Source organism: Bradyrhizobium sp. AZCC 1721 (genome assembly GCF_036924715.1).
Classification (GTDB): domain Bacteria; phylum Pseudomonadota; class Alphaproteobacteria; order Rhizobiales; family Xanthobacteraceae; genus Bradyrhizobium.
This window is the reverse complement of record NZ_JAZHSB010000001.1, coordinates 3,379,773-3,397,635: the sequence shown is the minus strand read 5'-3', so window position 1 is coordinate 3,397,635 and position 17,863 is coordinate 3,379,773. Positions and strand designations below refer to the sequence as shown.

The 17,863-nt window shown below is 62.6% G+C and carries 21 protein-coding genes and 1 pseudogene; 11 read left to right on the top strand and 11 right to left on the bottom strand.

The features are described 5' to 3' along the window. Positions 1-26 precede the first annotated feature (26 nt). Together V1273_RS16130 and V1273_RS16125 are read left to right on the top strand one after the other, a co-directional pair. Positions 27-1,130 carry a PepSY-associated TM helix domain-containing protein gene (locus tag V1273_RS16130; protein WP_334410201.1) on the top strand — a complete coding sequence of 368 codons (1,104 nt, stop codon included), beginning with the start codon at positions 27-29 and terminating at the stop codon, positions 1,128-1,130. Beyond that, the gene (locus V1273_RS16125) at positions 1,127-1,327 is read left to right on the top strand and encodes a hypothetical protein (RefSeq protein WP_334368608.1); all 201 of its coding nucleotides are present in this window, start codon (positions 1,127-1,129) and stop codon (positions 1,325-1,327) included. Before V1273_RS16130 ends, V1273_RS16125 begins: the two co-directional genes overlap by 4 nt. Here the strand turns inward: V1273_RS16125 and V1273_RS16120 are convergent. Both V1273_RS16120 and V1273_RS16115 read right to left on the bottom strand, forming a co-directional pair. Further along, a complete protein-coding gene (locus V1273_RS16120) occupies positions 1,324-2,028 on the bottom strand; it encodes a GrlR family regulatory protein (protein ID WP_334368606.1) in 705 nt (234 codons plus the stop codon). The two genes, V1273_RS16125 and V1273_RS16120, sit on opposite strands and share 4 nt — an antisense overlap. Before the next feature lie 73 nt (positions 2,029-2,101). After that, positions 2,102-2,251 carry a hypothetical protein gene (locus V1273_RS16115; RefSeq protein WP_141686549.1) on the bottom strand — a complete coding sequence of 50 codons (150 nt, stop codon included), beginning with the start codon at positions 2,249-2,251 and terminating at the stop codon, positions 2,102-2,104. Between the two features lie 136 nt (positions 2,252-2,387). Between V1273_RS16115 and V1273_RS16110 the strand changes: the two genes are divergently transcribed. Next, the gene (locus V1273_RS16110) at positions 2,388-2,831 is read left to right on the top strand and encodes a DMT family transporter (protein WP_065744974.1); all 444 of its coding nucleotides are present in this window, start codon (positions 2,388-2,390) and stop codon (positions 2,829-2,831) included. Positions 2,832-2,834: 3 nt separating this feature from the next. On the opposite strand, the gene V1273_RS16105 is transcribed toward V1273_RS16110, so the two are convergent. The 3 genes from V1273_RS16105 to V1273_RS16095 form a co-directional block, all read right to left on the bottom strand. Continuing rightward, positions 2,835-3,521 carry a substrate-binding domain-containing protein gene (locus tag V1273_RS16105; RefSeq protein WP_334410199.1) on the bottom strand — a complete coding sequence of 229 codons (687 nt, stop codon included), beginning with the start codon at positions 3,519-3,521 and terminating at the stop codon, positions 2,835-2,837. Between the two features lie 6 nt (positions 3,522-3,527). Next, on the bottom strand, positions 3,528-4,232 hold the full coding sequence (locus tag V1273_RS16100) for a GrlR family regulatory protein (RefSeq protein ID WP_028346387.1): 705 nt from the start codon (positions 4,230-4,232) through the stop codon (positions 3,528-3,530). Positions 4,233-4,420: 188 nt separating this feature from the next. Continuing rightward, positions 4,421-5,458, bottom strand: a complete 1,038-nt coding sequence (locus V1273_RS16095) for a glutamine synthetase beta-grasp domain-containing protein (protein WP_057846503.1) — start codon at positions 5,456-5,458, stop codon at positions 4,421-4,423. A 566-nt stretch (positions 5,459-6,024) separates the two neighbouring features. Between V1273_RS16095 and V1273_RS16090 the strand changes: the two genes are divergently transcribed. After that, entirely contained in the window at positions 6,025-6,225 is a 201-nt protein-coding gene (locus tag V1273_RS16090) for a DUF2735 domain-containing protein (RefSeq protein WP_442893742.1), read from the top strand. Positions 6,226-6,318: 93 nt separating this feature from the next. Here the strand turns inward: V1273_RS16090 and V1273_RS16085 are convergent, their stop codons facing one another. Both V1273_RS16085 and V1273_RS16080 read right to left on the bottom strand, forming a co-directional pair. After that, entirely contained in the window at positions 6,319-6,576 is a 258-nt protein-coding gene (locus V1273_RS16085) for an MliC family protein (RefSeq protein WP_334410198.1), read from the bottom strand. Between the two features lie 163 nt (positions 6,577-6,739). Further along, positions 6,740-8,308 carry a CYTH and CHAD domain-containing protein gene (locus V1273_RS16080; protein ID WP_334410197.1) on the bottom strand — a complete coding sequence of 523 codons (1,569 nt, stop codon included), beginning with the start codon at positions 8,306-8,308 and terminating at the stop codon, positions 6,740-6,742. A 786-nt stretch (positions 8,309-9,094) separates the two neighbouring features. Here V1273_RS16080 and V1273_RS16075 point away from each other — a divergent pair. Further along, complete coding sequence (locus tag V1273_RS16075) at positions 9,095-9,850, top strand: tyrosine-protein phosphatase (RefSeq protein WP_334410196.1); 756 nt, start codon at positions 9,095-9,097, stop codon at positions 9,848-9,850. 187 nt (positions 9,851-10,037) lie between these two features. Here V1273_RS16075 and V1273_RS16070 read toward each other — a convergent pair whose 3' ends face one another. Continuing rightward, positions 10,038-10,238: a hypothetical protein gene (locus tag V1273_RS16070; RefSeq protein WP_028346392.1), complete on the bottom strand. Its 201-nt coding sequence runs from the start codon at positions 10,236-10,238 to the stop codon at positions 10,038-10,040. 256 nt (positions 10,239-10,494) lie between these two features. Between V1273_RS16070 and fabG the strand changes: the two genes are divergently transcribed. Then, positions 10,495-11,175: a 3-oxoacyl-ACP reductase FabG gene (fabG, locus tag V1273_RS16065; protein ID WP_334410195.1), complete on the top strand. Its 681-nt coding sequence runs from the start codon at positions 10,495-10,497 to the stop codon at positions 11,173-11,175. Here the strand turns inward: fabG and V1273_RS16060 are convergent. Beyond that, entirely contained in the window at positions 11,172-11,885 is a 714-nt protein-coding gene (locus tag V1273_RS16060) for a GrlR family regulatory protein (protein ID WP_334410194.1), read from the bottom strand. The two genes, fabG and V1273_RS16060, sit on opposite strands and share 4 nt — an antisense overlap. A gap of 184 nt (positions 11,886-12,069) precedes the next feature. Here V1273_RS16060 and V1273_RS16055 point away from each other — a divergent pair, with 184 nt between their 5' ends. Together V1273_RS16055 and V1273_RS16050 are read left to right on the top strand one after the other, a co-directional pair. Beyond that, positions 12,070-12,756, top strand: coding sequence for a DUF2161 domain-containing phosphodiesterase (locus V1273_RS16055; protein ID WP_334410193.1), 687 nt, complete (start codon positions 12,070-12,072; stop codon positions 12,754-12,756). Positions 12,757-12,899: 143 nt separating this feature from the next. Further along, positions 12,900-13,202 carry a hypothetical protein gene (locus V1273_RS16050; protein ID WP_057846498.1) on the top strand — a complete coding sequence of 101 codons (303 nt, stop codon included), beginning with the start codon at positions 12,900-12,902 and terminating at the stop codon, positions 13,200-13,202. A 78-nt stretch (positions 13,203-13,280) separates the two neighbouring features. Here V1273_RS16050 and V1273_RS16045 read toward each other — a convergent pair. Further along, a pseudogene (locus V1273_RS16045) lies at positions 13,281-13,912 on the bottom strand (GNAT family N-acetyltransferase). Between the two features lie 260 nt (positions 13,913-14,172). Here V1273_RS16045 and V1273_RS16040 point away from each other — a divergent pair. The 3 genes from V1273_RS16040 to V1273_RS16030 all read left to right on the top strand — a co-directional run bounded on the left by V1273_RS16040 (position 14,173) and on the right by V1273_RS16030 (position 17,390). Continuing rightward, positions 14,173-15,120: a helix-turn-helix domain-containing protein gene (locus V1273_RS16040; protein ID WP_334410191.1), complete on the top strand. Its 948-nt coding sequence runs from the start codon at positions 14,173-14,175 to the stop codon at positions 15,118-15,120. Positions 15,121-15,295: 175 nt separating this feature from the next. Beyond that, complete coding sequence (locus tag V1273_RS16035; RefSeq protein WP_334410189.1) at positions 15,296-16,309, top strand: carbon-nitrogen hydrolase family protein; 1,014 nt, start codon at positions 15,296-15,298, stop codon at positions 16,307-16,309. Positions 16,310-16,340: 31 nt separating this feature from the next. Next, positions 16,341-17,390 carry a phenylacetaldoxime dehydratase family protein gene (locus tag V1273_RS16030; protein WP_334410188.1) on the top strand — a complete coding sequence of 350 codons (1,050 nt, stop codon included), beginning with the start codon at positions 16,341-16,343 and terminating at the stop codon, positions 17,388-17,390. Between the two features lie 2 nt (positions 17,391-17,392). Here V1273_RS16030 and V1273_RS16025 read toward each other — a convergent pair whose 3' ends face one another. After that, complete coding sequence (locus V1273_RS16025; RefSeq protein ID WP_334375739.1) at positions 17,393-17,791, bottom strand: PaaI family thioesterase; 399 nt, start codon at positions 17,789-17,791, stop codon at positions 17,393-17,395. Between the last annotated feature and the right edge of the window lie 72 nt (positions 17,792-17,863).

Sequence of the window (17,863 nt, the reverse complement as noted above, 5' to 3'; positions counted from 1 at the left end):
AGGCGAGGACGGTTCGTATCTGGTCGGTGGTCCACACCTGGAGCAGCCTGATATCGACGCTGTTCCTGCTGCTGCTGTGCATCACAGGCCTGCCGCTGATCTTCCATCATGAGATCGACGAGCTGCTCGGCTACGATCCAAAGCCCGAGATCGCCCAGCCGGGCGCGGTGAAGCGGAGCATTGACGAGATCGCCCGCACGGCGCTTGCGAACGATCCCGGTCGCGTCCTGCAATATATCTTGTGGGACAAGGACGAGCCGAACAACGTGATCGCCTTCACCAACAACAAGGTCGACGGCGATCCGGATGCCGCGACGCTCAGGGCCTATGATGCACACACCGCCAAGCCGCTCGGCTCGGTCGGTGGCGGCCCGATGCTGATCTTCCTCAAACTCCACGTCGATATGTTTGCGGGCCAGCCTGGCAAGCTGTTCCTCGGCGCCATGGGATTCCTGTTCCTGGTCGCCATCGTCTCCGGCGTGGTGCTGTACTGGCCGTTCACGCGCCGCCTGAGCTTCGGCACCCTCAGGGACAAGTCGCGCCGCATTGCCTGGTTCGACTGGCACAATCTTCTGGGCGCGGTGACCATCGCATGGGCGCTGGTGGTCGGCGCCACCGGCGTCATCAATACGCTTGCGGAAGTGATGCTGAGCCAGTGGAAGGCCAACGAACTCGCCGACATGGTCAAACCCTATGCCGGCAAGCCGCCGCCGGTCCATCTCGCCTCGCTTGATGTAGCGCTTGAGAATGCACGTAAGGCCGCGCCGGACATGAACGTCTCCTTCGTTGCCTTCCCCGGCACGCCGTTCACGAGCTCGCATCATTTCGCGGTGTTCATGCGCGGCGACACGCCGCTGACGTCGCGGCTGCTCAAACCAGTGCTGCTGGATGGCGAAACCGGAGAAGTCTCCGACGCGCGCGATCTTCCGGTCTATCTCAAGGCACTGTTGGTCTCGCAGCCGCTGCACTTCGGTGACTATGGCGGCATGCCGCTGAAGATCATCTGGGCCCTGCTCGACATCATGACCATCGTCGTCATCGTCAGCGGGCTCTATCTGTGGGTCGTCAAACGCCGCAAGCACCGCAGCCACGCGATCGCGGGACAGCCTGCGTTGCAGCCGTCGCGATGACCGACGCACGCAAGTTGCGCTCCAGCGGCAATTGGTGGACCGTGTATGGCGGTCCACTGCTGATCGGGGTGCTGTCGGTCGCTGGGTTGTTGACGGCGCTGCTTTCGGAAGGCGCCGGCCGTTATTTTTCCTGGATCGCCGTTGGCTCGCCCGTGGCCCTCACCGTGTGGTTTTTCGCGCGGCGCAAGCGTGGCTAAGCGGGCCGCATCAACTTGAGCGTCGCAGCCAGCCGCAAGCTGCGCTTTCCCGCGAGCGCAATGGCTTCGAGTTGAGCGCCGGCTTCGTCGCAGGTGCCGGTAAAGCCGATGCCCACCTCATGGCCGCCGAACACAGGGTTTTCGCCCTTCGCCGGCGTATGCTCCTGGTTGAGGATCTCACCCTTCCAGCGGCCGTCGGCCGAAGCGTAGGCCCCGAGGTAATAGAAGAAAGCATCGCCGCCGAGGATGCGGCCGTCCAGCAGCAGCATGACGCCGGACAGACCGGCCTCGATACCATCGAGCGCGCGGAGCTGGAGGGAATAGAGCCCGTTGACTATGCCGCCCGGCCCGACGGTGCCGACCGGCGGCAGCGCCTCGTCGTCGAGCCGCGTCAACTCGGCCCAGAACAGGGCGCCGGGCCGCGGCGCGGCGCTGCCTTCAAAACGAATCTTGTTGCCCTGCAGCCTGCCGCGCACGCTGATGGCGGCGACATCGGTGTCCATCAGCGGCTTGTAGTGGGGGTCGTCATTGTGGCGCTGGGTGATGACCTCGCCGATAATTTCCCCAGCCGTCTCCTGGTAGGTGCCGAGATGGGCAAAGGCGGAATTGCCGCCCAACAGCTTGCCATTGTGCATGCACATGATGCTGCGGCCGAACGCGTCGTTCACGCCGTACTCGACCTTGTAGAGCCCGTTCAGCAACGAAGGTGTCCCGCCTTTGTCAAATCATCTCGCGGGGGCTTAGCACCGCCGGAAGCCCGGAACCAGCCGCGTTTTAATGCCGCTTGAAGTACTGCACCGCGCGCTCGTGCTTTTCCGCCGCGGCACGCGATTTGAAGGTTCCAAGGTTACGGCGCTTGCCCGTTTTCGGATTGATTTTGCGGGAATAGAGCCGGTATTCGCCCGATTGCAGTTTTCGGATCATGGAAAGCACCGCTTTTTGCGAGCCCCCGTCCGCAATAATTGCGCCGCGGGCCCTCTTGTTCCGGTCCTGCTATTCGCGTTGTCTCTGGCCCTGTGATGCCGGATCGCTCTGCCGGCACGGAATGAATGGGGCCCCCGTGCAACATTTCTTCCTGTACCTCCTTGCGCTCGGGGCTGGCGTCAGCGTCGCGACCCAGCAGGTGCTCAATGGCAGTCTGCGCACGGCGCTGGGCTCGCCGGCCTGGGCGGGGCTGATCAGCTATGCGGGCGGCCTCATCACCATGATCGTCGCGGTGATCGCGCTCGGCGAACGCGTGCCGTCATGGAAAACAATGGTCGATGTGCCGTGGTATGCGTGGTCCGGTGGCGTGTTCGGCGCTGCCTTCATCCTGCTGGCGATCCTGTTGTTGCCCTCGCTCGGTGCAGCGACGCTGTTTGCGCTGGTCATTGCCGGCCAGGTGCTCGCTGCGGTGACGCTCGACCATTTCGGCGCGTTCGGGCTGACGCCGCATCCCGTCAGCGCCGCGCGGCTCGCAGGCGCAGTGTTGTTGATCGCCGGTGTCGTCTTGATCCGGGATTGAAATTCAGGGCTCGAGCCCGCTCTCGCGCAACGCTGGTGCGACCGCAGGCGACGCAAGAAATCGCAGCAGCCGGTCCGCTTCATCCGGTTTGTTGCTCGCTACCATACGCCCGGCGGAAAACACCGCGGGCGTTTGCAAGTCGCGTGGAATGGCTCCAACCACCGCGATGCCGCCGACCTGCTTCAACTCGCTGATTTGCTGGACGGCGAGATCGGCCTCGCCGGTCACCAGCTTCTCAGCGGTAAAGCCCTGCGGGATGATCTGCGCTCTCGCATTGACCTCGGCGGCAATGCCGAGTTGCTCGATCAGTCTTGCAAACAGAATGCCGCTGGCGCCGAGCCGCGAATAGGCCACCGAGCGCGCGCCGAGTAACGCCGCGCGCAGCGCCGCCTCGGTCGCGATATCGGGATGGGCCGCCCCAGCCTTCACGGCGATGCCGACAAAGGAGCGGGCCAGGTCCACGCACGTCTCCGTGACCACCCGCCGCTCGCGCGCGACTTCGTCCAGCCCCTCGCGGGTCAGGATGACGACGTCCGCGGCCTCGCCCGCGCGCAGCCGGTCCAACAGCGCCAGTGTGGGCGCGAAATCGGCGTCGATGCGTGCGCCTCCGGCCGCCCGATACTGGCCGGCCAGGCTTTGCACGGCGCCCTTCAACGCCAGCGTCGAGAGCATGCGCACGGTATCAACCATCGGCCGCTATACCCGGCGCATCAGCTTGAGCACCGCGGTCATGCGAAGGCTGCGCTTGCCGGCGAGCGCGGTCGCCTCCAGGAGCGCGCCTTGCTCGTCGCAGGAGCCGGAAAAGCCGATGCCGACTTCATGCCCGCCGAAGATGGGATTCTCGCCCATGGCGGGCGTGTGCTCCTGATTGAGAATCTGGCCTTTCCAGCGGCCGTTCTCCGAGGTGTAAGTTCCGAGATAGTAGAAGGATGCGTCGCCGCCAAGGATGCGCCCGTCATTGAGCAGCATCACGCCGGTCAGGCCGCCCTCGACGCCGTCGAGCAGGCGTACGTGGATGGAATACAGGCCGTTGACGATGCCGCCCTTGCCGACGCTGCCGGCGATCGGGATGGCCTCCTGCTCGATCGGCGTCATCACCGAATGGAACGCCACGCCGGGCAACTCCTTCAAGCCCCCTTCGAAGCGGTACAGATTGCCGTCTGCCCTGCCCTTCGCCAGCAAGGTGGCATCGTCGGTGCCGGCCATCGCGCGGTAATTCGGGTCCGGGTTGTGGCGCACGGTCTGGATCACGATGTCGACGCCGTCGTCCCGTTTTTCGTAACTGCCGATATGGGCAAAGGCCGAATTGCCGCCCAGCATCTTGCCGCCGCGCGCATACATCACGCTGCGGCCGACCGCCGCGCCAAGCTGAAACCTGACTTTGTAAAATCCCTCAAACAATGCCGTCACCCCGGCAAACCCGGCTCGTTGTCTAGCGCGGTTCATAACGCAGGGGAACGGCCTTGAACCGCCGTATTTGAATCAAAGCTATCAAAGCGCCGTGTCATCAAAACGCAATGATCCGCCAAGGCGACGCCTTGGCGGATCAGCTTTGCAACCCGGAAAGCCCGAATTGTATCGTCGGTCCGTTAGGCCGCGGCCGCCTTGGCGCCGGTCGGGACTTCCGCGATCGTCTTCAGGATCTGGGACGCGATCTGGTAGGGGTCGCCCTGCGAGTTCGGACGGCGGTCTTCCAGATAGCCCTTGTAGCCATTGTTGACGAAGGAGTGCGGAACGCGGATCGAGGCGCCGCGGTCAGCCACGCCATAGCTGAACTTGTTCCAGGGCGCGGTCTCGTGCTTGCCGGTCAGGCGCTTGTCGTTGTCCGGCCCGTAGACGGCAATGTGGTCCATGAGATTCTTCTCAAAGGCAGCCATCAGCTTCTCGAAGTATTCCTTGCCACCGACTTCGCGCATGTACTTGGTCGAGAAGTTGGCGTGCATGCCCGAGCCGTTCCAGTCGGTATCGCCGAGCGGCTTGCAGTGGAATTCGATGTCGATGCCGTAGCTCTCGGTCAGGCGCAGCATCAGGTAGCGAGCCATCCACATCTGGTCGGCAGCGGTCTTGGAGCCCTTGCCGAAGATCTGGAATTCCCACTGGCCCTTCGCCACTTCGGCGTTGATGCCTTCGTGGTTGATGCCGGCGGCGAGGCAGAGGTTGAGATGCTCTTCCACGATCTTGCGGGCGACATCGCCAACGTTCTTGTAGCCAACGCCGGTGTAGTACGGGCCCTGCGGACCCGGATAACCGTCCGAGGGGAAGCCGAGCGGACGGCCGTCCTTGTAGAAGAAATATTCCTGCTCGAAGCCGAACCAGGCACCTTCATCGTCGAGAATGGTTGCGCGCTTGTTCGAGGGGTGCGGGGTCTTGCCATCGGGCATCATGACTTCGCACATCACCAGCGCGCCGTTTTCCCGCGCAGCATCCGGATAGACGGCGACGGGCTTCAGCACGCAATCGGAGCTGTGGCCTTCGGCCTGCATGGTGGACGAGCCGTCGAAGCCCCACAGCGGAAGCTGTTCGAGCGTCGGGAACTTGTCGAATTCCTTGATCTGCGTTTTGCCGCGCAGACTCGGCGTCGGCGTATAGCCGTCGAGCCAAATATACTCGAGCTTGTACTTGGTCATTGAGCCTCTCTTGAGTTGCTATGAAATGCGGAAAACCGAAACCTTGAATTCTGGACTTTGACGCCCAGCCCCCGGAGGTCCCCGCATGCGTGTACCCGGCCACGTCAGGCCACGCCCTTCTAAGCATTTAACGTGCCAATCGCTGCAGTGCGGCATTGGCCTTCCACGGCTCGCGCCGGCGGCGGCCCAAAATAGAAGCTGCGACATAGGAGCGCGGCCGGCCCGCAAATCGGGCGGTCTGGGGGCGGGCCAGCGGTCCGAATCCAGCACATTTTTCCGGCATTTTCGCTCCGCTGCCGCTAAGCGCTTAAAGGTGCAGCATCCTTTTGAGGCCCCCACGTGGGACGCCGACTCCGCCGAGCAACCATCCCGTCGCCCCACGCGTTGGTCATGCAAACGCTGCCTTGCAGAATGCACCGCCAAAACTGCCTACGAAATAGACAAAGCCTGCCGCTCTCTTGGTCACTTGCACCCGCCCGGGGCACCGACAATATCGCCTTACGTAACCAGTAGAGAACGAGTCGGGCGCACCATGGAGGCTCGCGCTTCGAAAAAAGGAGACAATGATGAATCCGAGTTTGAATCACGGGTCAGCCACGATCTACCAATTCCCAGCCGGGGGCCGGGCGGCTCTCGGGGGACGTCGCTATGGCGAGACCGAAGCCGTGACCGAGTTTGCGGCCCAGCCGGTCAACCTCGCGGACTGCTGCGATAGCTGGTACCACGCCGCGGCGATCGAGGACGCCAAGACCGAGCGGGATCACTGATGCTTGGGAGGTGTTTGGCAGGGACGCGCCGGGCAAACGAGGCGCGGACGGAGAACTAGAAAAGGGTCGGAACGAAATCGTTTCGGCCCTTTTTCATGTCTGCTCGCACGTCGTGGTCGGCCGCCTGGCGTGCTTGAGTGTGGTGATGCCGGCTTTGGTGATCCGTAGGGTCACGCCCTTCCCTTGGTAACGCGACCCTGACAAGACCCAACGCTTGGGCAGTGTTACCGCCTTGCCGTCGAGTTGCAGATGGGCACGCTTGTCGTACTGAAAAAACCCAACCGTGAACTGCGAGCCGTCGGCGCAACGATAATTCCGGAAGCTGGACTGCGCCGACGCCGGTGACGGCATGGTTGCAACCGCGGCGAAGCCTAGCGCCGCGCCAAAAATCGTATTTCTGCGACAATTCATATTTCGTCCCTCGCACAGTCGAGTATAGACGAGACAAGAGCGGGCGACATGCCCTTTCGACCGTTTGTCCGCGGTACGAGATTGCCTGGAGGAAGTGACGGATCTACCGGCCCCAGAACGCGGGCGTCGCTTTGAATCGCCGCCATCGCTTGCGGAGCGCTTTTGTTACAACGATCCGATCGCGCGCTTGCCAACCCGCCACTGCGCCGATGGCGGGATGAAGCGAAGGCTGGCCCTCCCGCCTGATGGCGTCGAGCAGAATGCGGGTACTTGCGATGTCGCGCGCGCGTCCGAGACTGGTCTGAAGCCTGGCGAGCCGCCTCACGTAGCGCTTGGCCGGCGCACGCGTGGCATAAAGGGGCAGGAAGAACTCCGCCGCATAGCGCAGCTTCTTGAGATCGATTCTGAGATCGTGCTGCGCTTCGACGTTGAGCTGCCGGAAATGCGCGCCACGCTTGAGCGCCCTGCGATGCAAGCGCGCCAAAATCTTATCCGCGAGCATTGGCATCGGTAGCGACAGGACGGCCAGCGCTTCGCTGTCCATCTCGTTGCGCCAGCCGCGGCGTTCCACCAAGTGTCCCAGCGAGAGCAGGAAACGGCTGCAACGGAGGTCAGCGAGCACCGTTTGTAAAGCGTAGTAGCTCGATTTGCGCTGCCGGTCGACCGCCTCATGCAGGGCGCCGAGGTCGATATCCGGAGCCGCCGCAACCAGGCGAGCGACGGTCGTCTCGGCGAAAACATCCCAATCCCGCGCCGGGCCGAACTGCTGCATCAGCCACCGCGCTTCGCTGTTGATCGCCTGGAATGAAGGCGACGGAATATCACGCCGGAACAGCGCGCATATCGTCCGCAAGCGACGCAAGGCAACACGCATCTGGTGCACGCCTTCGGGGTCTGTTCCCTCCTGCGCCACCATGTGATTTTTCAGAAGATGATGCCAGCAGGCCCCCATCAAGTGTGCGATGACGTCGTCGACGACGTCCTCTGCAGTAATGCTCAACGGCTCGGCTTTCGCCGCCGGCCGAACGACGTCGAAGGCGAGCGCATAACCGCGTTCCGCCTTGCTGCGCGTGCCGACCTGTAGCGGCGCAGCGTCGAGCAACTGCGTTCCGAGATCGAACAGGACCCCGGCATTGCCGCTCTTCAATTCGAGTTCGATTTCGGAGAGGACTTCCTGGCGCCCACCGGCCTCGATCGCCCCCTCGTCGAATGCGATTGCAACGGACGCGTCGGGCAGATCGAGTTGCCGCGCGTGCCGGCGGACTCTCGTCGCGAAAACCGGCACCAGTGCGTCGTTGGCGAGCGTCGTCAATAGATCACCGACCTCGCCGGCGGGAAGCCGCGCCAGATCAGGGGTGAAGTCGCCAACCGGCGCTTCCCACTGCCGCCGGGTTAGAGGTCGTCCGATATTGGCTGCAAGCTTTAGTGTCTGGATGAAGTGTTTACCGCTGCGTCGCACGCGCAGCGACATGCCATGTTGGAATAGCAGGCGCTCCGCCGTATCGTAATACACCGTTTCCAGCCGACGAAACGCGCCACGGTTGCGCGCATGCTGCACGATGACAGGCATCTCGCGCAGCTTTTCGAGGGATCCTGGCGGCGCCAGCAGCTTTAGTTCGATTTCCGCCTGTTCAGCCGGTCGCACAGCGGTCGCTGCGCCAGAATCGCTCACGACTGGCTGCCGCGCGTTCAACGATATCTCCATCGGAATGCCGTATGAATATTTTATGACAATGACAGGGCATATCCAAGCTATACAAGAGGATCACTCTGCAAAATGAAGAAGATCACACGACAGGGTTGCGCAACGACAACGTCTCGCGGCGCGCCGCCTCTCCATCCGGCCGTCGCAGGATATGCGGGACCGGTTGCAGGCCGCCTCAGTTGGCGGCCTCAGCTTTCCTAAGTTGTATGGTCCCCGCCCTGCAGCGGTGATAATCTCCTCCTCAAATCAAACTAGCCGGAGGAGGTCCCGCCATGCTCGCGGAGAAATTCTTCCTGGTGCTGGAAACGCTCAGGAGCTTTGTTTCGGATGGAAGCGTCAAGGTGGTTAGCACCACGCCTCATGTCCCGGTCAAGCTGCCGCCACGGAAGTAGCCCAGAGGCCGCCCTCAGTAGGCGGCCTCTTCCGCTTTCGGTTGTCGATCCCTTCCCTTCATGAAGGCTAGCGCATAGAAAATCTACAATGTGCGTATCGGTGCCTCTCGGAGGACATGTTGTGAGGTCCGAATTTAAGTCCGAAATGCTAACCAAAGCGGCCGTCCGCCAGCCACTGAATTTGCGGGTTCACGCCCATGGAACGGTCGCAGCAGCCGCTGCGGCGCATAACGAGCGCCAAAAATCGTAATCGTTCGACAATTCATGTTTCGTCCCCTGACAAGTTCAGTGTAGACGGGACGGGAACGAGTGGCATGCCCTTCCGTCGTTTGTCCGCAGCACGAGATCGTTCAAACCGCCAATGTCAGAATCCCCTGCCTCCCCTGCCCGCCATCTCAATCTTGCCGGCGCCAGCAATTTTCGCGATCTCGGCGGCTATCCCACAAGCGACGGCCGGACCGTACGTTGGCGGCAGATTTTTCGCTCCAACCATCTTGGCCATCTCACCGAAGGCGATGTCTCCGTGCTGCGGGAGCTGGGCGTCCGCAGCGCGTTCGATTTTCGCGGCACCGAGGAGCGCACCGCCGCCCTATGTGGCATGCCCGAGATATCAGTTCATTCGCTGCCGGTCGAGCCGACGGTGGTCGCGGCGCTGCGCGCCATCGGAGCCGCCGGCACGCCGCTGTCCACGGACCACGCCGTCGAGGTGATGCGCGACTCCTACCGCAGCTATGTGCAGAAGAATACGCAGCACTTCCGGACCCTGTTTGCACATTTGCTGGAAGATCGCGCGCCGCTGGTGATCCACTGCACCGCCGGCAAGGACCGCACCGGCTTTGCGTGCGCGCTGATCCTGCATACGCTCGGCGTTTCCGAGGACATCATCTCGGAAGACTATCTGCTGACCAACCGCTTCTACCGACGGGACCCAAATCACAGCAGCGACCTGCCCGAAAACGTCAAGCAGGTGCTGGGCTCGGTGCAGGCCTCGTTTCTCGCCGCCGCCTTCGAGGCCATCGACGCCGACTACGGTGATCTCGAAAGCTATCTCCGCGATGGTCTTGGTCTCGGCAAAGCCGAACGCGCCCATCTCGAGGCGCGCTATCTGCAGCGCTGATCTAATCAGCCTTCACCCGGTCCGGTGACCAGGCCGCAATCAGTTCGTAGCGGTTCGCCCGCATGACTGAACATGCAATGCGATGAGAGCGAATGGAAATGCGAGAGCGTAGCGCATGCGCTATCTTATCCGCCACGCGCGAGTCGTAAAGCAGACCGTGGCGGCCGGAAAGCTGCGCGCTATCGGCTCAGGCCGCCGCTTCCATTTCCAGTTCGGCGTCGAGATCGGCGATGACGTCCTCGAACGCCGAGATCGCCTGCTGGATCGCTGCGATCTGCATCAATTCCCAGCTCGAGACCGGACCGCTGCGATTCTGCAGCGCTACAACCAGGTCGCGCCGCTGCTCCTTAAGCTGAACAAGCGGTAAACCATGATCCGGCAAACCCATGACAAATCCCCCTGCCTTGTTGGAGTCCTGTTGTACCGAATGGATTCTGCAAACGGCTTACAGAACTCCGGCAAATTTTATCGATTTAGCCTCATCCCTTGACCTCCCGTAGTTCTACGTAGCTCGCCACCTCCGGCCAGAATTGGGCCGCAACAATTTGGGCTGGCGAGACCGACGGTCATGCAGAAATTCGCCGCATTGGGATTGAAAATCTCCTGATAGGGTGCGCTCCCTCATCCGCATGCGGAGGCCCTTCATGGACGGAAAAGTCATTGTCGTGACGGGCGCGCTCGGTGCGCTCGGCCGAGTGGTCGTGGACGAGGCGCTGGCGCGGGGCGCCAGGATTGCAAGCGTCGATCATGCCCCGACGCAAGCCCCGGCCACGGCGGACCTGTTCGAACTCGGCGGCATCGACCTCACCGATGCCGCGGTAGCCAAAAAGGCCATCAACGCCGCCGCCGCGCATTTCGGCAAGCTAGATGCGCTGATCAACATCGCCGGCGGCTTTGCTTTCGAGACGGTGGCGGAGGGTGATCCCAAGACCTGGCAACGGATGCACGCGCTCAACGTCATGACCGCGCTCAACGCCTCGCGCGCGGCGATCCCGCATCTCGCCGCATCGGGCGCGGGCCGCATCGTCAATCTCGGCGCGATGGGCGCGCTGCAGGCAGGCAGTGGCATGGGCGCCTACGCCGCCTCAAAAGCTGGCGTGCACCGCCTCACCGAGGCGCTCGCCGCCGAGCTCAAGGGCAAGATCACGGTCAATGCCGTGCTGCCGTCGATCATTGACACCGCAGCCAACCGCGCCAGCATGCCGAAAGCCGATTTCACCCAATGGGTGACGCCGAAGGAACTGGCCGACGTGATCCTGTTCCTCGCCAGCGACGCCGCAAGCGCCGTCACCGGCGCGCTGCTGCCGGTGAACGGGAGGGTTTAACCCTCCACCTCCACCAGTTTTCGCAGCACCGCCTTGAAGCGGATGCTGCGCTTGCCGACGAGCGCGGTGGCTTCGCCTTCCGCACTGTCGCGGTCATACGTGCCGGAAAAGCCGATGCCGACTTCATGGCCGCCGAACACCGGCCGTTCGCCCATGGCCGGGGTATGCTCGCGGTTGATGAGTTCGCCCTTCCATCTGCCGTTCGCCGCCGTGTACGCCCCGACATAGTCGAAGAACGCGTCGCCGCCCCTGATGCGGCCGTCCTGCAGCATCATGACGCCGGTGTTGCCGGCATCGATTCCGTCGAGCATACGGATGTGGATCGAATAGAGCCCGTTTCCGATCCCGTCAGGGCCGACCGCACCGGGCGGCGGCGCGTCGGTATCATCGATAGGGCTCAGAATGGTCGTGAAATAGACGCCGGGCAAGGCCACGCTGCTGCCCTCAAAATGAAACTCCTCGCCGCGGGGCGCGCCCCTGAAATTCATCACGGCATGTTCAACTTCGAACATCGGAACATATTTGGGATCGTGATAATGGCGCGACATCGTCACCTCGCAAGAGACGATGCCATCGGTTTCGGTGAAGTGGCCGACAAAGGAAGAGCCGGAATCGCCGCCGTACAGTCTGCCGCCCGATGTCGCAAACATCACGCCACTGCCCGTGCCGCGCGCCGTGGTGAAGCGGAATTTGTATAGCCCTTGCAACACGCCTACTCGCTGTGGGAGCGGCAAATGCCTGTGCCCCGCGAACGATCGATTCGCAGGTTCCCTCAAATTGCCGCTGGCCTTGTCCCCACTCCGACAATAGCCGCTCCGGGGCTATCCGATCAAACGCTTTGCCGGCTAGGCTCGGCGTGTTGAGTCGCGGCAGCCAGCGCCGCCGGAGCCTGCCTTGGAAACCGCACTTTATCTTCCCGTCAAACGCTTCCTCGAAAAGCTCGGCTTCACCGTCAAAGGCGAGGTCGCCGGCTGCGATCTTGTGGCGCTGAGTGGCGACGATCCGCCGATCGTGGTGATCGGCGAACTGAAGCTCTCCTTCAACCTGGAACTGATCCTGCAGGCAGTCGATCGCGCCAGCGCCGCCGACGAGGTCTGGCTTGCGGCTAAATTATCCGCCCGCGGCAAAGGCCGCGAAAGCGACGCGCGGTATCGCAACCTTTGCCGCCGGCTTGGCTTCGGCATGCTCGCTGTCACCAATACCGGCGATGTGGAAGTGCTCGTCAAGCCGCCGACATCAGCGCCCCGCCGCGATCCCAAAAAGCGCTCGCGGCTGATCGCGGAGCACCAGAAGCGCAAGGGCGATCCCGTCATGGGTGGATCGACGCGCGCGCCGATCATGACGGCGTACCGCCAGCAGGCGCTGGCTTGTGCCTCCGCGCTGTCAGGCGGGCCGCGGCGCGTCAGGGATTTGCGGACGGAGATTCCCGATGCCGGAAAAATCCTCTTGCATAATGTTTATGGCTGGTTCGATCGCGCCGAGCGCGGCATCTACGTGCTGACTGATGCCGGCCATGCCGCGCTGAAGCGCTGGCCACAGCAGCCGCTGGATCTGGCTGCCGCCGGTAATCCCTCGCCTTGATGGCAAGCACGGTGGCACCGAACCGTACAGCGCTACCGGACTTGAAAGATTTTGGATGCATGGCTGTATTGTCGAGCGAAATTCATATTGCAATGCAACATTAGGGCACCTAGGTATCTCCGCAATCAAATGCGAGGCGCCTTATGAGCGAAGACTGGAACACGAAATACGGCACACGACGCGTCCGGCGGGATCCGCCGACGCTGGAGGAGGCAATCTTCGCCGCGGTCGGGATCACCGACGATCAGCAGCAGCAGGCGGAAATCGCCGCCGCGCTGATGGGGCTGCCCTATGAGGAAGTGCTCGCTGAAGTGAAGAAGACCGGCCGCGCGCTGGCGCGATCGGCCACCCGCGTCATTACGGGCGAGCAAGGCGCGCAGCGATCGGTCGTGGTCGAGCGCCGCGTCGTCAGGCGTTTTGGCAACGACAAGCGTACCGGCACCTGAACAGCCGCGATTGCCTGAATTGCACAGAGAATTGCCCAAGGCTTTGGGCAATTCTCGAGATTGAACGTACGGATCGGCTTAAGAGGCCCCCCACTCGGACGGGGCCGTCCCGGCCATACGAAGCAGCATTCGCCGGTAAGCGCGGTTGAAGTTCACCACCGCCCGCGTTGTCTTCACCACGCTCTCGATCCAGGACGTCGCAAGTTCGGCCTGATCATACTTCGTCAGATCGATCGTGCCGGTGGATTCGCCGTGGCGGAATACAAGCTGTGCGCCGAACTTGCTGGCGAGCGCCCGCATCGCCTCGTTCTGCGCGCCGGTGGTGATCCGCAGGCTCTTATAGCCTTGGCGCGTGCTTCCTTGATCAGCTTGCGGAACAGGATGCTGCCGACGCCGCGACGCCGCACGGACGTTTCGACGCTGAAGGCGATCTCGGGAAGCGAATCCGGTGACTGGTCCGGCGGATGCAGCTCCGCCGCTCCGCGAACCACGCCGTTTTCAAAGAAGGCGATGATCGTCGTGCCGTCATTGGCGCATTTCTCGGCGTAGCGCTCGATGAAGCTGTCGTCCATGAAGCCATGGAAACGATCGCGGCGGCTGGTGCGGTCGAGCCGCAGCAGGTGATCGCGCAATAGCGGCAGTTCTTCCTGCTGGCTCAGCGTGCGCACGCTGCTATCGGCAAGCGCAGCCGCAATAACGGTGAGGTACATAGTCCAAAACTCCTCTGAGAAAACCCTCGAGGAGGCGTCGAATCCCTAGACCACCCATATTGTGCGGCGCAGCATCGAATTCAAGACCGGATCGCTCCGTATACTGCCTTAAATAACGGCAATATTTCCAGCAGCTTAGCCGACCCGCCATTAACCAATTGTTAAGGTTCGTCACCCGACGCAAAGTGGGCATGGAGCTTGCTTATTTGGATGCGCCAAGGCCCGGGCAACGTACCGGGATGGCTCGTGGAGACCCCATTGTGGCTGTCGTGCTCGACACCAGATCTTGCCTTCCGGAGCGCCGGCTTGCGGTCTGGCAGGACATCGTGTGCGACACCTTCGTCGGGCTCGACTGCAAATCGGACCTGCGCGGCGCGTTTTGGGGCTCGGTGTCGCAATCCAGAATCGGACAGGTCGCGCTCACGCAGGTCGATTCCACGGCACAGCGGGTATTCCGCACGCCGTCGCGAATAGCCCGCGCCAGCGAAGATTTCGTGCTGATGGCGCTGGGCAACAACGGCGTGAACGGCGTGTTCCAGGATGGCCGCGAGGCTGTCGTCTCTGCGGGACAATTCGTCATTTACGACACCACCCGCCCCTACGAGCTGCGGTTCGACGACAGCTTTTCGCAGACGATCTTCCAGATGCCGCGGAAATTGCTGCAACAACGCGTCGGCTCGTTCGATAGTCTGACCGCGACGACGTTTGCAGGCGATCGTCCGCTCGAACGGCTGACATATGATTTCGTGCACAATGTGAGCAAGACGATCGAACTGGTTGATCCCGCCGCCGCAACGCGCCTGCTCGACCAGGCGCTCGACCTGCTTGCGATGACGCTTGCCGAAAGGCTGCATGCCCGCTTGCCGGACCAATCGGCCCACCGGTCGGCGTTGCTCTATCGCCTCAAGAACCATATCCTGACGCATCTTTCCGATCCCGAACTATCGCTGCCGCGCGCTGCAGCCGCAGTCGGAATCTCGCCGCGTTATGCCAGCAATCTGATGGCCGCCGAACGGTCCTCGTTCCGCAGCTACGTGCAGGCGCAACGGCTGGAGCGCTGCAAGCGAGATCTTGCCGACCCTGCCTACCATGCCCGGCACATCGGCGAGATCGCCTTCGCCTGGGGCTTCAACGACCTCGCCCATTTCAGCCGCATCTTCAAGCAGCGCTTCGGCATCTCGCCGCGCGAATGGCGCGAGCACAAATAACGCCTCCCGCCCCTCTCCTTTCCCGTCGCGCGCACGCATCTGACGCCGCCACGCGCGCTGTCCACCTGCCGGTTAAGACAAGTTTTCGTTCCGCCGCGGACAAGCGGCACGCGCTGCCATGGCTGTAGGCTCGGGGTCAGCGAGTGTCAGTCATCAATGCGGGAGGATGAGTTCGATGGGTCTGGTTCATCAGAAATACAAGGTGGCGGTGGTTCAGGCGGCGCCGGTTTTTCTCGATCTCGACGCAACCGTGGACAAGACCATCAACCTGATCGAGGAAGCTTCCGCGAAAGGCGCGAAACTGATCGCGTTTCCCGAGACCTTCATTCCCGGGTACCCGTGGCAGATCTGGCTCGGTGCGCCTGCCTGGGCGATCGGCCGCGGTTTTGTGCAGCGCTACTTTGACAACTCGCTCGCCTTTGACAGCCCACAGGCGGAAAAGATCTGCCGAGCCGTCAAGCGCGCCAAGCTAACGGCCGTGCTCGGGCTGTCCGAACGCGACGGCGGAAGCCTCTATATCGCGCAATGGCTGATCGGTCCCGACGGCGAGACCATCGCCAAGCGTCGAAAGCTGCGGCCGACCCATGCCGAACGTACCGTGTTCGGTGAAGGCGACGGCAGCGATCTCGCCGTCCACGACCGCGCCGACATCGGACGGCTCGGTGCCTTGTGCTGCTGGGAGCATCTGCAGCCGCTGTCGAAATACGCGATGTACGCCCAGAACGAACAGGTCCATGTCGGCGCCTGGCCGAGTTTTTCGCTGTACGATCCGTTCGCGCATGCGCTCGGCCATGAGGTCAACAATGCCGCCAGCAAGGTCTATGCGGTCGAAGGCTCGTGCTTCTTCCTCGGCCCCTGCGCGGTCGTCTCGCTGGCCATGATCGATGAGCTCTGCGACTCTCCCGAAAAACATGCCTTCCTGCATGTTGGCGGCGGCCACGCCGTGATCTACGGGCCGGACGGCAGTTCGCTGGCCGAGAAACTTCCGCCTGACCAGGAAGGCATTCTGTACGCCGACATCGACCTCGGCATGATCGGGGTAGCGAAGAACGCCGCCGATCCGGCCGGCCATTATTCGCGGCCCGACGTCACGCGGCTGCTGCTCAACCCCACGCGCGCCAACCGCGTCGAACACTTCTCGCTTCCTGTCGATGCCGAGGTCATGAGCGAAATCAGGCTGCAGGCCTGAGGCGCTTCATTTTTCGAGAAGGAGCAGGCCCATGGAATCCGCAATCCCTGCGCATCTGCAAACCGCGCGAACGCGTCTCCGCCGCGTCGGTGAAGATTATGCGCCGCCCTACCCGTCCTTCGTAGCGCGGCACAAGCCAAGCGTGACGCGGGTGGTGATGGCCTATTTCGGCATCCAATCGCGCGGCGCGCTCCCGGTAGCCGCGGAGCAGGCGTTGGCCCGGCTCGCTTCGGATTTCGCAGCCGCGGATGGCCCGTCCCATTGGGACCGCGCGAGCTATATGGACGAGGCCGGTTTCACCAACGTCGTCACGGTGGCCTATTGGGACGACCGGCAAAAATTCGATCGCTGGTTTCCCGCCGTGCGCGAGCGCTGGACTGGCGGGCAACGCACCAATAACGGGTGCGGGACTTTCATCGAGGCGCTTTACCCATCCGTCGAGGGCTATGAGACGCTGTTCTCTTCGCTCGAAAGGCCCGAAGGCGTCGCCGTTCTCGCCGACGGCATGAGCGGCGAGGTTTTGGAGCATGCCTATTGGGGCGGCATGCGCGACCGCATCCCGTTGTCCCAAACCAGCGAGATGGCGCCCTCAGGTTCCGCGCGAGCCATTCGCGAGGGCGCGCGCATCCGGATCATTCCGCATGACAATATCTGCCTGATCCGCTCGGGCCAGGATTGGGGCGATACCGAAGCCACCGAGCGGAAGATGTACCTCGGCGATGTCGAGCCGGTGCTGCGCGAAGGCATGGATTTCCTCCGCGACCAGGGACGTTTAATCGGCTGCTACGCCAACCGCTACATGACCGTTGTGGGCCCCGACGGCGCGACAGCCGAAAAGTCCTACGGCATGAGCTGGTGGAAGAGCCTGTCGGCGCTGGAGCGCTGGGCTGAATCGCACCCGACCCATGTCAGGATTTTCGGCGCTGCCATGAAGTACCTGTCGACCCTGGGACCGGCCGCAAAACTACGGCTGTACCACGAGGTCACCGTCGCCCGCGCCGACGAACAGCTTTTCGAATATGTGGATTGTCACCCGCAAACCGGAATGCTGAACGCCGTGCAGACGGTGGAGATGGCCTGAGGCTACAGCACCATCTGGGTTTGCGTGACCACCGCAATCAGCCTGCCGTCCTCGGTCTCCAGCCGCGTTTGCCAGACTTGGGTGCGGCGCCCCCGATGCACCGGTGTGGCGGTCGCTATCACCGTAGACCCTTCCTTGGCGCCACCGATAAAATTGGTCTTGCTCTCGATCGTGGTGGTGCCCTTGGCATCCTCGGGCAGATTGATGAAGGTCGCGGCAGCGCCGACCGAATCTGCAAGGGCCATGATCGCGCCGCCGTGAATCGTATTCCGCAGCGTGCAGAGGTCCGGCCGCACCAGCATCCTGGCGACCACCCGATCCATTCCGGCTTCGGTGAAGGTTACCCCCTTCAGTTCCGCAAACGGCATCTTCATCGACTGGATCTTTTCGAGCGGCGTCATTCGTCCTCCGGCTTTTCTTTGAAGTGATTTCCTGAACAGAATGGAGGCTGCCGGTAAATCAGGCAATGACCT

Bases quoted from the DNA above. Each gene is read 5' to 3' on its own strand.
- V1273_RS16125 (WP_334368608.1), top strand. From the start codon at position 1,127: ATGACCGACGCACGCAAGTTGCGCTCCAGCGGCAATTGGTGGACCGTG.
- V1273_RS16075 (WP_334410196.1), top strand. From the start codon at position 9,095: ATGTCAGAATCCCCTGCCTCCCCTGCCCGCCATCTCAATCTTGCCGGC.
- V1273_RS16115 (WP_141686549.1), bottom strand. From the start codon at position 2,251: ATGATCCGAAAACTGCAATCGGGCGAATACCGGCTCTATTCCCGCAAA.
- V1273_RS16025 (WP_334375739.1), bottom strand. From the start codon at position 17,791: ATGACGCCGCTCGAAAAGATCCAGTCGATGAAGATGCCGTTTGCGGAA.
- V1273_RS16035 (WP_334410189.1), top strand. From the start codon at position 15,296: ATGGGTCTGGTTCATCAGAAATACAAGGTGGCGGTGGTTCAGGCGGCG.
- V1273_RS16090 (WP_442893742.1), top strand. From the start codon at position 6,025: ATGAATCCGAGTTTGAATCACGGGTCAGCCACGATCTACCAATTCCCA.
- V1273_RS16095 (WP_057846503.1), bottom strand. From the start codon at position 5,458: ATGACCAAGTACAAGCTCGAGTATATTTGGCTCGACGGCTATACGCCG.
- V1273_RS16085 (WP_334410198.1), bottom strand. From the start codon at position 6,576: ATGCCGTCACCGGCGTCGGCGCAGTCCAGCTTCCGGAATTATCGTTGC.
- fabG (WP_334410195.1), top strand. From the start codon at position 10,495: ATGGACGGAAAAGTCATTGTCGTGACGGGCGCGCTCGGTGCGCTCGGC.
- V1273_RS16105 (WP_334410199.1), bottom strand. From the start codon at position 3,521: ATGGTTGATACCGTGCGCATGCTCTCGACGCTGGCGTTGAAGGGCGCC.
- V1273_RS16050 (WP_057846498.1), top strand. From the start codon at position 12,900: ATGAGCGAAGACTGGAACACGAAATACGGCACACGACGCGTCCGGCGG.
- V1273_RS16070 (WP_028346392.1), bottom strand. From the start codon at position 10,238: ATGGGTTTGCCGGATCATGGTTTACCGCTTGTTCAGCTTAAGGAGCAG.
- V1273_RS16030 (WP_334410188.1), top strand. From the start codon at position 16,341: ATGGAATCCGCAATCCCTGCGCATCTGCAAACCGCGCGAACGCGTCTC.